The sequence below is a fragment of the Sutcliffiella horikoshii genome (assembly GCF_019931755.1).
GTDB classification, from domain to species: domain Bacteria; phylum Bacillota; class Bacilli; order Bacillales; family Bacillaceae_I; genus Sutcliffiella_A; species Sutcliffiella_A horikoshii_E.
In genome coordinates this window covers 3,569,677-3,584,105 of record NZ_CP082918.1, presented here as the reverse complement: position 1 = coordinate 3,584,105, position 14,429 = coordinate 3,569,677, and the positions used below count along the sequence as shown (strand labels likewise).

Below are 14,429 nucleotides of genomic sequence, written 5' to 3'. Positions count from 1 at the left end.
ATGACAAGACTCAGTGATTTAGTAAACATAAATATCAATCGAGATACAATCAGAATCCAAGGCGTAGATATTCCTGTAATATTCACGTTCAAATCTTTCCCTTATGTAGAAGAAGCTTACGGAAAACCCTACCATGTCTTTGAAAAAGATGTAAATAATATGTTGGGAAAAGGACAGCTTCAACTAGGAAAAAATGAAGTGAAATTAATGAACGCACTTATTTATGCTATGGTGAAAGCAGGCGGAACAGATTGCACACCGTACGAATTGGAAAATTCCATCCCGTTAAGTGATCTACCTGGTATTTTTCAAGTGGCACTTGATTTATTTAACAATCAAAATTTCCAAAACTCTGATATGAAAAAAATAAAAACAGAAAAAAAAAGAACGTCTTTCAAACAAAAGAACCGTCCCAATCACCGGAATTAGATTGGGACTTTTATTTTTATGTTGGAAATACCTTGCTAGGTTTAACTATGGAGGACTTTTTCAACATCACACCAAATCATTTACTCAAACAATATATTATGCATATTCGTTATCACCACCCAAAAGCTTTGAATGAAGATAGTCTTTCTAAAAAAATCTACACCCTTGATGAGACACCATTTTTGTAGTAGGAGGTGAGGGTGTGTCAAGTAAAGAAAAAAACGTTATCCTAAATTTTAAAATGGATGGACAAGTTCAATATGCAGAAACGTTAAGGGAAATAAATGCAGTGATGAACACAGCAGCTAAAGAGTACAAAAATCATATAGCAGCTATGGGCAACGATGCGAAAGCAACGGACAAGCTTCGAGCTGAAAAGAAAAAACTTGAAATACAGATGGAAAGCGCTCAAAAACGTACCGGAATGTTAAGAGCTCAATATGATGCGATGAGCAAAGACACAAAAACAACCACCGGCCAACTGACTCAAATGTACAGCAAGCTCTTAGACGCTGAACGAGCAGAAACCTCTCTCCAACAATCCATGGAAAGAGTGAATAAAGGACTGACAGAACAAGCCCAGGAGGCAAGGGATGCAGAGGACAAGCTTGATAAGCTGAAGAGCGAAAGTCAGTTGTTAGAAGCTGAACAAAAGGAACTTACTAGCGCGTTTAAACTTCAGAATACAGAACTTGGAGAAAATGCAAGTGCTGCTCAAAAAGTCGAACTGGCTCAAAAACAATTAGAATCTCAAATGAAATTAACTGATCGTGCAGTTAAAAACCTCGAGAGTCAATTAGAAACAACCAAAAAAGTTTATGGAGAGAACTCTGTAGAGGTACGTCAATTAAATGCAAGACTAAATGATGCTAAGAGTACTGTAGCGGACTTCAAGAGAAACCTTGATAAGTTAGAGGATAGTGGCAAAAAGTCAAAAAAGTCCCTTGATGGTGTTGAGAAGGGCTTGCAAGCGATAGCAGGTGCTGCACCTGCTGCTGTCATCGGTGGATTAGTTGATAGCATGCGTGATTTTAATAGAGAACTAGCACGACTCGAAACAAACGCATTGAATGCTGGATTTAATGTAGGGGCAATTGAAGAAGGTTTCAGGAAGATTGCAGCGGTAACAGGTGAAACAGATTCAGCGGTTGAAACAATGGCTAACCTAATGGCTACTGACTTGAACGAGGCTCAACTTGCAAAGGTTATAGATGAAATTAACGGTGCTGCAATTAGATTCTCTGACACATTGAAAACAGAAGGTATTGCGGATGGTTTACAAGAAACATTCGCCACTGGTGAAGCTGTTGGACCATTTGCAGAGCTTTTAGAACGTAGTGGTGTGGAACTTGAAAGGTTTAATCGAGGTCTAGAAATGGCTAAATTAGTCGGGCGGGACACGGATTATGTCCTTCGACAATTATCGGAGTTGGGATTGGCTTCAGCGTATGAAGAATATAAAAAAATGAATCCTGAGTTAGTTGCACACGAAGAAGCTTTAATAGATCAACAAATGGCCCTTGCTGAGCTAGCAAAGACATTAACTCCACTGGTAACAGATGTAGCAGAATTTACAACAAAGATAATTGAATGGGCTAATGAACATCCTAAATTGACAACAGGGATTGCAGTTACAACTTCTGCCGTTGGTGCCTTAACTGTAGCTGGAGTTGTTTTATCTACAATATTTACTGCTCTCGCTTTAGGAGCAGGTGCACTTGGCATAGGACTATTACCTTTGATAGGTATAATCCTAGCCATTACTGCAGTAATTGGTGGCTTTATTGCGATTGGGGTCCTCCTCTATAAAAACTGGGACGAAATAAAGGTTGTTGGGAAAGCCACCTTTACCTATTTGAGAGATTTAATCGCTGATATGGTTTCTAAGTCTGTAGGAAAAGCAATTGAATTAAAGAATAAATTCTTTGAAAATCTAGAGAAAATAAAGGGTTTTTTCACAGGACTAAAAGAAAAATTAAAGATTGAAATTCCCAAACCTAAACTACCTAAGTTTACAATTAGTGGAGGTTTCAGTTTAATGCCACCAAGTGTTCCGAGTATAGGAATTAAATGGAATGCTAAAGGTGGAATTTTCACGCAACCAACCATTTTTGGAGCATACGGAGGTAAGTTACAAGGCGCAGGTGAAGTGCCAGGAGAGAATGAAGCATTAATCCCACTGAATGAAAAAACATTAGGTGATATTGGAAAAGGAATAGCAGCAACAATGGGTGGATCCGGTGGAAAAGTTGATGTTCATGTGTATCTTGATACAGATGAGATGAATACCAAATTAGCTCCCGGAATGAGTAGGAAAATCCAACAGACAAACAAAGTCAAAGCCCGATCTCAGGGGGTAATTTTAGTATGATCACAATGGATGACAACTATCGATTTGAAGACTTTGGATTTTTTTGTGAGCCAGGTAATAATGAAGATCCTTCAACTCCAAACTACGAAAGCATAACGGTAGCAATACCTGGTAGGAAAGGATTGTGGGATTTCGGAGATGAAGTAAGAGAACGTCCTTTCTCTTATTCTTTAAAAATCATAGACCAGTTTCATATGAATATGCAGCGGCGAGTTAATGAGCTCGTTGCTTTTTTATTGGATCCTTATGGGAAGCCAAGAGAAATAAAGATGGTACGTGATTATGAGCCAGATATGCATTACATGGTGAAGCTAAACGGGCCCATAGTACCCAGCCGAGCTGAAGAAGAATTCATACTTAAAATAAACTTTGTTGCCAATGATCCAGTCAAATATGCAAATGTTGAGAATCATGAAATCAACTGGGACAGTACTCTAGTTACTTTTGATGATAGCTATTCTATAGACACATTGTACGTAAACGATGTCACAATTACGTCTCCACAGACTGTAAAAACAACAATAAATGGCACTGCAATTATTCCTGAATTCTTAATCATTGGTTCGGGTGAAAACGTTGTAATCGAGGGGAATGGGAAATCTTTTTCTTTAGGAACCTTTACTAATGCAACATTCGAAGTTAAAGGAAAAGATTATGAGTTTATTAAAGACGGACAAGAGACCTTTATCCTCGGTGAATTTATAACCTTGATGCCAGGAACCAATGAAATATACATCACAGGTTCAAATATGAATTTGAATTTTTCAATAAAAGTGAGAGACCAATACACGTAAGGACGGTGGTGATATGCCTCTTCCAAAAATTCCGATTGGGGTAGGATTTCCTATCTATAAGGGAGTAGAATATATAAATGATGCAATCGATGCAGCAGAAAAAGCAAAAGTTGATTCGGAATCAGCAAAAAATACGGCAGAACAATCGCTGAACGTAGCAAACCAAGCGAATGAAACTGCAGATTATGTACAAACGCAAGTAGATCAAGTGATAGGCGCGTCCACCATTGACCCAGCTGTAGAACAATTGAAGATTGGTACAGATGGTACAGTTTACGACTCTCCTGACCATAGAGTGCGGACAGAGAATCAAAACGTTACCGCGCTCTTGGCACAAAATACGCAGTCTGTTATTTCCAATCCCATTAATACAAGGTTTATTGGGAGAAATAGCATAGACCTCGTAAGTGTGGCAATAGACTCCGTTGATACTGCTACAAATGTGAATATGCCAGTATCACCATACGGAAATACCGAATACGTACATCCGCAGATTATTAACTTCCCTAGAAAGTGGAACGGTTATAACTATTGGATGGCTATCACTCCATACAAGGACAATAGTGAAGCGTATGAAAATCCTTGTATTTATGTATCAAATGACGGAAAGAATTGGCTAAATCCTCCCGGAGTTACTAATCCACTGCAACCTTATCCAGCACAAGGAAGACACTATTCTGACCCTTGTTGGATATTAGATAAAAATGGTTATACATTACATTTGATCTATCGTGAAAACGGTACAGGGATTAGTGACCGTTACTGGTTACAAAGTTCAGATGATGGGCGCACTTGGTCAGAAAAAGAAATTATCTATCAATCTTCAAATGCAATTGTGTCACCGGATGTCGTGTATCTTAACGGTAGATACTTTATGTATTTCATTGATATAACAGATGGCTACAAATTGAAAAGGGTTCAAAGTGATGATCTAAAAACGTGGACAAATTTAACTACATGCGAAGTGCAGGGTACAAGTAAGACGTTATGGCATTTTGAAATGTACCAATCCGCAGAAGGCTTGATTATGATTGCGGATGATTTGCAATTTAATAATATCATGCTCTTTAAGTCGTCTGATGGTTTCGGGTTTTCTTTATCATCTGAAAATCTATTAACGAGGGCTGTAGCTGGGAGGGGTTTATATAAACCAGCAGTTATTTTCGAAGAAACGGCAACAGACCTGAACTTGGTTTTGTACTATAACCTGATGGGTGATGCTTCTGTAGGGGGAGTGGACTGGGAATTAAAAAGAGTTGTCAAATCATTAAAGAAAAATCGTCTAACAAGCAAATCTTTTTCATCTAAGTTACAGTATCTTAACTCTGGATCAACTGCCGTTGAAGGAGATGTTCCAACAACAAATGTAGTTGGTAATTATATCACTGATGAAATGCTTACTCATTACACTTTTCGGATAGATATTGGAGACGTTTCTGCTTTACCTACGACTCGTTTATTAGTAGTGACATTACCAGAAACAACTAAGCCTATACAAGGGTATTTCACCTTTCCGATAGAACATTATGGGAGTTCTACTTCTGTAATGAATCTATACGGGGTGGTGGATGGAGCAACTAATAGATTATTTATACGCAATCAAAAATACCCAAATTCGACGGATATGAATATGTACACACACAAGTTGCAAGGTATTACTTCAATCCGAGGTAGTGTTACTTATTTTAACAATAAGTAATGAAAAAAATTAGTTGTCATGGTATTATTTTCAAGGGGTGAATAACATGACAACTACACAAATGGGCCAAAACTCAAAATTATCAAATGCAGAAATACTGTTTATTATAATTGTCGGCCTGTATGCAGCCAACTTTTTAAATAAAGGAATAGTAATTGCTTTCTTGTTACTACCTTTTATTCTTTGGAAAATAATATTCAAGGAGATGACTAAACGATTAATAATTATGAGTTCGCTACTCATGTTATTTAGTGCTTATTACGCTATAACTGTAAAATTGTATGGGTTTTCTGATGTTACCTTAGTATTGGGTGGCTACCTTATTGCGCCAATTGTTTTTTATTGGACGGGGTACGCTTTTATCAACAACAAAAACCCCATCAAAAAAAGTTATTGTCTGATTTTTACGGTGGCAATTAGTACGATGTTGTTTGCGATACTGAGCATAGTTAGAACAACGCAGATATATGGAAGTCTTGAAAATGCTTCCCCCACATACGGCGGACGTGCTGTAATGAGTTTATGGGGCGAGAATTTCCTTTCTGCAACTGGAATGAATACCTATGTATCACTTGGAATTGCCTTAACACCTTTATTGTTTCTCAGGGACAACAATATAAAGAAAATGAAAATAACCAAACTCCTTATCTTAGCGGTTTCGGCTATATCTATCTATGTTTCCCTGAGTCTTGGGAATAGAACTGGGCTTCTCATACTAGGCGCTTCGTGTATTGCGGTGTTTTTTTATACGACAAAATTAACACCGAGGAAAATAATGAGCACGGTTATTATTTTCTTTTTCTCTATTCTTGGTTTTCTGTTATTCATTGGAAACATATTTGGAGTTAAAGACAAATGGTTCAGCACTACTATCGGAAATAGAATGAGAAACTTCTCGGCTATTGATGATCCTCGTTTTACAGCCTGGGGCGAATCTTTTAAAGGTATGTTCAGCTATCCATCTGGCGGAAGGAAAACAGAGTTATCATTAAACTATGCTCACAATCTTTGGCTCGATGTGGGATACGATGCAGGATTGATACCTTTCGTCTTGTTAGTTATTTTTTCTCTATTGGGATTAATTTCATTAAGGACATTCCTTAAAAGTGATTTACCAGTATTTTTAAAAGGATTAGTTATATCCTGTTTTACTGCGATGATTGTAACATTTTTACTAGAGCCGATTATGCAGGGGTGGTTTTATTATTTTACTATTTTCTGTTTATTTTTGGGCTTAATACACAAACACATCTATTTAAAAACTACTCAGTAGGAGGAAAGAGTGCGGTAAGAAGAATTATAAATGAAATGAAAAAAGAGCCCAATCACAGGCTCTTTTTTTCGTCTTGAAAGTATAACAAGTCTCATGGGGAAACTTCTAAATAAGTTCTAAATAAGCACAAAGTTTTTTAGACGGTCTAGATTCCCTAAAATGATGCTAAATAATTGAGCAAAAAGAGGGTGGTCAATTAGTGATAAAAACACTAGATCTACAAAGAAATGTAACAGCCATACTTGAAAATGCTTATGCTATTTCTTACACAAGAACCAATAATCAGATATGGCAAGCATCATTTTCTTTGCCGATAAATGACAAGAAAATTCAAAAGGTAAAGTTGTTGAAATACGTTGAGATTTCAGTTGAATCAGAATACATCGGTCTCTTTAGAATCATTCCTAAAAAGACATCTAAAAGTTCCTTATCCGTTTCTTTTGAATGCGAGCATGTTCTTGCAACTCTCTTAGGAAGTACGTTGTTCAAAGATCACCAGTTAACCAACCTGCCAACCAACGAAGTACTGGAGTATCTCTTGGGCCAGCAAAAAGAACCGCATTGGCAACTGGGATCTGTTGAAATCACTCGATATTTTCATTACTTGTGGGAAAACGAAAATTTACTATCTGCAATTTTCAGTGTGACCAAACCATTTGATGAGCAATACCGATGGACATGGGACACAACCACATATCCGTGGACCCTGAATCTTGTTCGGCCGAATATAGAACCGGTTTGTCGGATAAAAGAGCGACATAATCTAATTAACTTTGAAATAGAAGAGAATCCCATGAGCGTCTTCAATCGCATATATCCATTAGGGTACGGAGAAGGCGTAAATCAATTGACCATAGAGTCTGTGAATAACGGGGTTCCTTACATCGAGGATGCAGAATCAGTCGCTGAGAATGGAATTTTAGAGACCGTTTGGGTAGACAAACGTTTTGAAGATGCTGCAACTTTAATGGCCAGCAGTCAAGCACTCCTAAAAAGGTGGAAAGAGCCAATTGTCTCCTTGGTAGTGTCAGCTGCAGATGTTTCTAAAATAACAGGTGCCAAAATTGATGAGCTGAAAGAAGGAAATGTGGTCCGCTTAGAACTAGATGATTTTCCTAGTATGGATTTATTAATTATGAAAGAACACCGGCCAGATACTAAAGGCACCCCCGGCAATACCCAATTAGAGATTGGTAGTTTGACAGAAGATTTGAGCACGACGCAAGCTGATTTAGAACGAAGACAGAAAATTAACGAAGTCTATGCCCAAGGCGCAACGAATCTCCTATCTTATTCTTATAACGACAATGCTGACGACGAGCACCCTGCCGAAATTGTATTCTTTTTGCCCGACGGAATGGTGAATATAAACGAACTTACGCTGTGGTTTGAAACTGACTATTTTCGCGGATATTCAAGAGGTATAGAGAGTGGTGGAGCTGTTGTGCGTAGCACCTCTGCAGGAGGGGGACAAACAACTTCAGCAGGCGGTGGACAGACCACATCTTCTGGAGGTGGACAGACTACTTCATCCGGAGGCGGACAAACAACAAGCAGTGGAGGTGGTACCTCGACAACTAGCGGTCAAGCGAATGGGTTCCCAGCTACGATTATTCCATATATGACAGGTATGGCCATACCAGATGGCAGCAGTCATATTCATGGAGTAACGATCGACACATCAGATTTTGACCACTGGCATACGGTAAGTGTTTCTCCACACACACACACAGTTTCTGATCATACTCACAGTGTCTCGCCACACACCCACCAGGTAAGCGATCACACACATACAGTTAGCCCGCACACACACGAAGTAGAACTAGATCCACACACTCACCCTATTGAGCATGGAATCTTCCTACTTGATACTATGCCAAATAATGTAGAGATAAGGGTAGACGGAAACCTCGTTTCTTTTTCAGGCAATAGCGCTGATGCGATTAACCTCATTCCATATTTGACTAAGGATAGCGATGGAAAGGTAGCAAGGGGCAAGCACGTTGTCTCGCTAACACCAAACGAAAGAGGGAGAATTAACGCACAAATAAATACTCAATTCTTCATTCAATCTCGAGGACAATATTCGTTATAACTAAGGTATAATTAAAATAAGGTATAGTAAAAGGAGGAAGTGATGAATATTCTATTCAAAATAGTATGTTTCCTTTTAATATTTCTAACTACAAAATCAGCCATAATTCTCGCTGGTTATTTACTTGGTTTGCTATTAGTCACAATCGGCATTCGCATTATTAGAAGTGACTTAGATATAGATAAGTCATCATATAGAAACCTTTTCGTAAACACACTAGCCGAACGACCTTAACGGGTCGTTTTTTTGAGTGTGCCAGGCATGGCATCTATCTAGGTGGTGAAAGTCCACTGTGGGGGTACACATCGACCAACCACTAAGGAAGCGCAAGGTACTTACCGTGAGGTAAGGGCGGGAGGAAGCGTGGAATAAAATCTTGGCTCGACGAACAGAAATCTGATACTAAGGCTCTTCAAAGGGATGAGGCTCCTCAACAAGTCAAAGTCCAAAAGATGTGCGTAACTTTGTAGGGTAAATCAGGCGAGTAAAAGAGGAAAGATAGTTGTCTTACCCTGGGAGGTCTTGCGGATGTACCAAGGTACAGTCGAAAAAGGTTTGCCGCAAGAAGTCAGCCGAAGCCATAGTAGTGGAATTATTCCATGAAGGGCTGAACAATTTATAGTGTTTCGACACCACGAATGCGTAAGTGAAGTGTTCCGAATGTGTTAATGGTGAACGTATGAGCGTATCTCAGAGGATAACCAAAATGGAATAATCACTTACTACGTGAACGGATAGGAGAAACGAGTGTGGAACTTTTAGAACAAATACTAAGTAATCAAAACATGAATGAAGCTTACCTTCGTGTCTATAAAAACAAAGGTGCGAGTGGGGTCGACGGAATAACGGTCGATGAATTAAAGCAATATCTGAAAGAGCACAAAGACGAGCTGCGTCAGCGCATCAGAACAAGAAAATACCAACCACAAGCTGCCTTAAGAGTGGAAATCCCAAAAGAAAATGGCAAGATGCGCAAATTGGGAATACCAACAGTAGTGGATAGGGTAGTTCAACAAGCCATCCATCAAATACTCAGCCCGATATTTGAAAAGCAGTTCAGCGAATTTAGTTATGGCTTCAGACCCAAAAGAAGCTGTGAGATGGCAATTATTAAAAGCCTTGAATTTCTAAATGATGGACATAACTGGGTTGTGGACATTGATCTTGAAAGGTTTTTCGATACAGTCCACCATGATAAACTCATGCGAATCATCTCTAACACAATAGATGATGGAGATGTCATCTCTCTAATAAGAAAATATCTCGTCAGTGGAGTGATGGTGAATGGAAGATATGAGACCACACCAGTTGGGACTCCGCAAGGAGGAAACCTAAGTCCACTTCTGAGTAATATTATGTTGAACGAATTGGATAAGGAACTAGAAAGTAGAGGACTCCAATTTGTAAGATATGCAGATGACGCCCTAATTTTTGTGAAGAGTGAGAAAGCGGCTAATAGAGTGATGGATTCAATTGTACGGTTCATAGAAAAGAAATTAGGACTGATAGTCAACATGGAAAAGAGTAAAATCTCTCGTCCCAATGACTTGAAATTCTTAGGTTTTGGTTACTACTACGATAGTAAAAGTAAGAAATATCAAGTACGACCTCATCCTGACTCCATTCAAAAATTCCAACGGAAGCTTCGGAAATTAACAAAGCGAAATTGGAGTATACGGTTGGACTATCGAATAATAAAACTAAAACAAGTCATAATCGGATGGGTTAATTACTTTAGAACTTCAAATATGAAAACAGCAATGACTGAGATAGACCAGAAGCTTCGCTCCAGAATCAGAGTTATCATTTGGAAGCAATGGAAGGTACCGAAAAAACAAATCAAATCGCTTGTCCAACTAGGAATTCCGAAGGAAGAAGCGAAAGGGTTAACTTTCTGTCGGAGAGGTTACCGGTTCATCGGACTATCAAAAGTTATTCATAGAGCTATCTCAAACAAAAGATTAAAGCAGAGGGGATTCCCCTCTGCTTTAGAACATTATCTAAAAGTACACACTGTAATATAAATTGAACCGCCGTATACGGAACCGTATGTACGGTGGTGTGAGAGGGGCGAAAATAATTTAAGTTATTTTCCCTCTACTCGATTTGTGTGGAAGGGAGTGAGGTTAGTAAATGCTGAATATAGAAGGGGGCGATTATACTGTTGTCAATGGAGGAGGCGCAAGACATGAGAGAACAAGATGTGAGGGAAATGAAAGATGGGATTAAAGACATACAGAAAACCCTCCATGAGGTGGACAAAACGGTTTTTAGCCACACTGAAAAGTTTGAGAACCTTCGCAATGTAAAAGAAATGGCGGAGAGAACAGACGAAAGTGCAAAGTCGGCCCATAAAAGGCTAGATAAAGTAGAAGATGATATAAAAAAGCAATTCGATGACTTTAAAGAGCTAGTCGAAAATTCCAATAAAATGCATGAGCAAAATTACAAAAGTATGAAGACTTTCGCCTGGAAGGTCTTTTTTATTTTCGCCACACCTTTCGCTGCGGGGTTAGGAGCTTTTTGTTGGCTGGTATTCAAAAACGGATTAGGAATGGGAGGACAATAATATGTACACAAAACCACAAACTTGGAAAGATTGGGGTATTTTATTAAGCGCTTGGGGATCTGCAGTTGCAATCTTTTTAACTGCAGTATTTGGATGGGATTTAGAGAAGTATGTTGGACCGTTTGTAGCAGCTGTCATGATGACAGCATTTCTTGCCTGGAACCTCTGGGGCATCTGGAAGAACACCTATGTCAGCAAACAAGCGCAGCAACTGAAAGAGAACGCATTAAAAGCGCAAGGATTAATGAAGAAGTAAAGCTGCCTATTTGGGTGGCTTTTTCTTTTGGGGAGGTGAGAAGGAATGGAGTCTTATCAGGTTAAGAGTACAAGCATTTATTTACTGGTTTCATAAAAATAATATGAGGTGATTAAGAATGGTAAAAATATTTATTGACCCTGGTCATGGTGGGACAGATCCAGGTGCAGTCGGGAACGGTCTACAGGAGAAGAATTTGACTTTGCAAATTTCCACGCGTATTAGAGACATGTTAGTAAATGAGTTCAATGATGTATCTGTGCTTATGAGTAGAACGGGAGATCAAACGCTTTCCCTTACTCAGCGTACGAATGCAGCCAATGCTTGGGGAGCAGACTTCCTTCTTTCCGTCCACATCAATGCAGGTGGTGGAACCGGGTATGAAGATTTTATTTATCCAGGAGTAGGAGCCCCAACAACCACATATCAGAATCTAATTCATGAGGAAATTATGAAGCTCGTAAACTTCCGTGATCGAGGAAAGAAGACAGCGAATTTCCATATGTTGCGTGAATCTAACATGCCAGCTCTACTAACCGAGAATGGATTTATCGATAATGCGGAAGATGCAGCAAAGCTCAAATCAGCTTCTTTTATTGAGAATATTGCCCGTGGCCATGTGAATGGGATGGTCCGGAGCTTTGGTCTAACAAGAAAAACATCGACCGTCTATCATACTGTGGTCTCAGGTGACACGGTTTATTCCTTAAGTCAACGATATGGCAGTACAGTCCAACAAATTAGAGATTGGAACAATCTTGATAGTAACTATACGATTGTGGTTGGACAGGTGTTACTAGTTGCTGGTGGGCCGAGCTCCCTTACTAATGCAACTAAGGCAGCCCAAGGAAATCTACAAACTGATAGTATTGTTGATTATTTGAATTCCATTAATAAAGATTCCACCTATGCTAATCGTGAAAAGTTGGCCAAGCAACATGGTATTAATAATTATAGTGGTACGGCAGCACAAAACACACAATTGTTGAATAAGTTAAGAAAATAATTAAAAGCCCTTCCTGCAACGGAGGGGCTTTTTTGCTGTTTAATTACCATTTTATAAATGGTTCATTCGTCAACTCAAAGACTTCTAAAAATAAATCCAATAAGTGTTGCGCGGCTTCATTACCACCACAATGTTCAGGTGATATGCAAACAGTAATAATATCCCAGCAATCTACATATTGTTTAAATCGTTCTAAGTGTTTCTTTATATATTCATCACTGTAAAGATAAGGATTGCTATTATATGCACTTATACTATTGTGGGCGTGTATATTAAAAAAGTCTAAATCCAAATCTAATATAAAACTTTGATTCTCAGGTTGAAAAAAATTCAATCGATGTTCGTTTTCAAATTGATAATAACTATAGGAATGAACAACCTTCTTTTGAGTTGCCATACTATAATCACCGATCATATAAACATCTTTTATTGTTCCAGTTGATTCTGCTGCTTTAATAAATTCTGCTATGTTTAACTTCTTACCTGCTAATATTGCATCTTGTTCCGTATTAATTTCAATTGTTTCTTCTGGATCCCAATAATCATCGTGAAAATCTACATGTAATAGCCTTGCGCCAGGTAAAATTTCTCCATTCAACCTACTAATTTCCCAAGCAGAAAACGCCCAATTATGATCACGCATAAGGTATATTTTTCGTTTTGGATATTTTATTTTCCATGTATTTGGCATATCTTTCACTTTTATCATATGATCCCTACTTTATGATTTACTTAGAAAACTTCCCTAAAGCTCTACCTGTAACTTTACCAGCTGCGCCACTTGAGATTATTTTTCCAACCTTTAAAAATCCTCTTGTTTTATTAATCGGCATTCTCTTTATCCCCTTTCTGGTACAAATCCCATTTTTGGTAGTCTCTCAAAGATCCTCCGGCAGTTTGCCATTTACCTGCATACTCATGTTCCCCTACAACGTAGTAGTTTTCTCTACCTTCTTCCTTCTTTAAGACTCCAACAAGGCCATTTTCAGGATTTCTGATTGTATCACCAACTTCAATTTTGTTTCTCATACACTATCACTCTCTTTGACTTCGACTCTATCATCGAACTTCACCCAAATTCGTTCAATTGGTCGATTTAGCTCACTAGCTATGGAATAAGCCACTTCAAAACTAGGGAGACTCCTTTCGGTTACCAAGGCGCTTAAGGCTGTCGTGCTTAACCCTATCTTCTTAGCAAACTTAATTTGTGTAAAGGTAGGATTCTTCATTTTCTCCTCAGCAAACATAACTCTCAAATTACATGTAAATCCTTTTATCGGCATCGTAACACCTCCACATATCCCATTCAACATACACAAAAGCAATTCCTTTTATAAAATTGACGTTCATAAATAAAAAATATAATTCTAAGAGTAATAATATAAGTCCACTTACATAGAGTTTATTAAAGGCATCCACAGGACGCCAAATTGACGCAAGGAGGGAATAAGTAAATGAAGATGACTAAAGAGTTGGCAGAAGTCTTATTGAAGCGTACAGACGTATTCCTGACGTCTGAAGGGCACACATTACTTTTAGAAATGGTGGAGGAGGTGACGTCTGACAATGGTGTACCGTCCAACAGTAAGGTATCATGATGTCTTTCGGAAGTACGTGGATGACCTAAACAAGATGACGTCCCTAGATCGCAATCAGATTATAAGAGCTGCATTATTCACGGCTGCCTTTTCTCCACTATTTCACCAGCTGATGAAACCCTATTTCTATGATCAAGAGGAGGGGGTTGACGTCACTCTTCCACAGCCTAAATGGTCCTTGAGGGAGGCAAAGTATTGGTTGGAGCAGAATGCGGAAATATACGGCCAGAATGCAGTAAAAGACGTCCCTACTCCCGACTTACAGCCGCAAGGGGAGGGGAGGAGAATTGAGGTGAAGAATGAAGGTGGAATCAACCTATCCCTCCCCGGTTTTTAAAC

Annotated in this window: 14 protein-coding genes and 1 pseudogene; 12 read left to right on the top strand and 3 right to left on the bottom strand. The window is 38.8% G+C overall.

Annotated elements, in window-relative coordinates; genetic code table 11:
* The 10 genes and pseudogenes from K7887_RS18425 to K7887_RS18380 all read left to right on the top strand — a co-directional run bounded on the left by K7887_RS18425 (window position 1) and on the right by K7887_RS18380 (window position 12,492).
* Window positions 1–429: a hypothetical protein gene (locus K7887_RS18425; protein WP_223491088.1), complete on the top strand. Its 429-nt coding sequence runs from the start codon at window positions 1–3 to the stop codon at window positions 427–429.
* 241 nt (window positions 430–670) lie between these two features.
* Window positions 671–1,313: pseudogene (locus K7887_RS23090) on the top strand (phage tail tape measure protein); the annotation flags it as partial.
* A 1,483-nt stretch (window positions 1,314–2,796) separates the two neighbouring features.
* Window positions 2,797–3,594, top strand: coding sequence for a phage tail domain-containing protein (locus K7887_RS18415; RefSeq protein WP_223491087.1), 798 nt, complete (start codon window positions 2,797–2,799; stop codon window positions 3,592–3,594).
* A 13-nt stretch (window positions 3,595–3,607) separates the two neighbouring features.
* On the top strand, window positions 3,608–5,293 hold the full coding sequence (locus tag K7887_RS18410) for a hypothetical protein (RefSeq protein WP_223491086.1): 1,686 nt from the start codon (window positions 3,608–3,610) through the stop codon (window positions 5,291–5,293).
* Window positions 5,294–5,339: 46 nt separating this feature from the next.
* On the top strand, window positions 5,340–6,566 hold the full coding sequence (locus tag K7887_RS18405; protein ID WP_223491085.1) for a hypothetical protein: 1,227 nt from the start codon (window positions 5,340–5,342) through the stop codon (window positions 6,564–6,566).
* Between the two features lie 199 nt (window positions 6,567–6,765).
* Complete coding sequence (locus K7887_RS18400) at window positions 6,766–8,661, top strand: phage tail spike protein (RefSeq protein WP_223491084.1); 1,896 nt, start codon at window positions 6,766–6,768, stop codon at window positions 8,659–8,661.
* A 749-nt stretch (window positions 8,662–9,410) separates the two neighbouring features.
* Window positions 9,411–10,685, top strand: coding sequence for a group II intron reverse transcriptase/maturase (gene ltrA / locus K7887_RS18395; protein WP_223489544.1), 1,275 nt, complete (start codon window positions 9,411–9,413; stop codon window positions 10,683–10,685).
* 164 nt (window positions 10,686–10,849) lie between these two features.
* Window positions 10,850–11,230 carry a hypothetical protein gene (locus tag K7887_RS18390; RefSeq protein WP_223491083.1) on the top strand — a complete coding sequence of 127 codons (381 nt, stop codon included), beginning with the start codon at window positions 10,850–10,852 and terminating at the stop codon, window positions 11,228–11,230.
* A 1-nt stretch (window position 11,231) separates the two neighbouring features.
* The gene (locus K7887_RS18385) at window positions 11,232–11,486 is read left to right on the top strand and encodes a hypothetical protein (protein WP_223491082.1); all 255 of its coding nucleotides are present in this window, start codon (window positions 11,232–11,234) and stop codon (window positions 11,484–11,486) included.
* A 118-nt stretch (window positions 11,487–11,604) separates the two neighbouring features.
* The gene (locus K7887_RS18380) at window positions 11,605–12,492 is read left to right on the top strand and encodes an N-acetylmuramoyl-L-alanine amidase (RefSeq protein WP_223491081.1); all 888 of its coding nucleotides are present in this window, start codon (window positions 11,605–11,607) and stop codon (window positions 12,490–12,492) included.
* Window positions 12,493–12,535: 43 nt separating this feature from the next.
* Here the strand turns inward: K7887_RS18380 and K7887_RS18375 are convergent, their stop codons facing one another.
* The 3 genes from K7887_RS18375 to K7887_RS18365 all read right to left on the bottom strand — a co-directional run bounded on the left by K7887_RS18375 (window position 12,536) and on the right by K7887_RS18365 (window position 13,775).
* The gene (locus K7887_RS18375) at window positions 12,536–13,201 is read right to left on the bottom strand and encodes a UPF0489 family protein (RefSeq protein ID WP_223491080.1); all 666 of its coding nucleotides are present in this window, start codon (window positions 13,199–13,201) and stop codon (window positions 12,536–12,538) included.
* Window positions 13,202–13,314: 113 nt separating this feature from the next.
* Window positions 13,315–13,521, bottom strand: coding sequence for a hypothetical protein (locus tag K7887_RS18370; protein ID WP_223491079.1), 207 nt, complete (start codon window positions 13,519–13,521; stop codon window positions 13,315–13,317).
* Window positions 13,518–13,775, bottom strand: coding sequence for a helix-turn-helix transcriptional regulator (locus tag K7887_RS18365; protein WP_223491078.1), 258 nt, complete (start codon window positions 13,773–13,775; stop codon window positions 13,518–13,520). The genes K7887_RS18370 and K7887_RS18365 overlap by 4 nt, the downstream gene beginning before the upstream one ends.
* Window positions 13,776–13,946: 171 nt before the next feature.
* On the opposite strand from K7887_RS18365, the gene K7887_RS18360 reads away from it, so the two are divergent.
* A complete protein-coding gene (locus K7887_RS18360) occupies window positions 13,947–14,090 on the top strand; it encodes a hypothetical protein (RefSeq protein ID WP_223491077.1) in 144 nt (47 codons plus the stop codon).
* Entirely contained in the window at window positions 14,059–14,427 is a 369-nt protein-coding gene (locus K7887_RS18355) for a hypothetical protein (RefSeq protein ID WP_223491076.1), read from the top strand. Before K7887_RS18360 ends, K7887_RS18355 begins: the two co-directional genes overlap by 32 nt.
* Window positions 14,428–14,429 lie beyond the last annotated feature (2 nt).

Coding starts and splice junctions, on each gene's coding strand:
- K7887_RS18425 (WP_223491088.1), top strand. CDS start 1: ATGACAAGACTCAGTGATTTAGTAAACATAAATATCAATCGAGATACA.
- K7887_RS18415 (WP_223491087.1), top strand. CDS start 2,797: ATGATCACAATGGATGACAACTATCGATTTGAAGACTTTGGATTTTTT.
- K7887_RS18410 (WP_223491086.1), top strand. CDS start 3,608: ATGCCTCTTCCAAAAATTCCGATTGGGGTAGGATTTCCTATCTATAAG.
- K7887_RS18405 (WP_223491085.1), top strand. CDS start 5,340: ATGACAACTACACAAATGGGCCAAAACTCAAAATTATCAAATGCAGAA.
- K7887_RS18390 (WP_223491083.1), top strand. CDS start 10,850: ATGAGAGAACAAGATGTGAGGGAAATGAAAGATGGGATTAAAGACATA.
- K7887_RS18385 (WP_223491082.1), top strand. CDS start 11,232: ATGTACACAAAACCACAAACTTGGAAAGATTGGGGTATTTTATTAAGC.
- K7887_RS18380 (WP_223491081.1), top strand. CDS start 11,605: ATGGTAAAAATATTTATTGACCCTGGTCATGGTGGGACAGATCCAGGT.
- K7887_RS18375 (WP_223491080.1), bottom strand. CDS start 13,201: ATGATAAAAGTGAAAGATATGCCAAATACATGGAAAATAAAATATCCA.
- K7887_RS18370 (WP_223491079.1), bottom strand. CDS start 13,521: ATGAGAAACAAAATTGAAGTTGGTGATACAATCAGAAATCCTGAAAAT.
- K7887_RS18365 (WP_223491078.1), bottom strand. CDS start 13,775: ATGCCGATAAAAGGATTTACATGTAATTTGAGAGTTATGTTTGCTGAG.
- K7887_RS18360 (WP_223491077.1), top strand. CDS start 13,947: ATGAAGATGACTAAAGAGTTGGCAGAAGTCTTATTGAAGCGTACAGAC.
- K7887_RS18355 (WP_223491076.1), top strand. CDS start 14,059: ATGGTGTACCGTCCAACAGTAAGGTATCATGATGTCTTTCGGAAGTAC.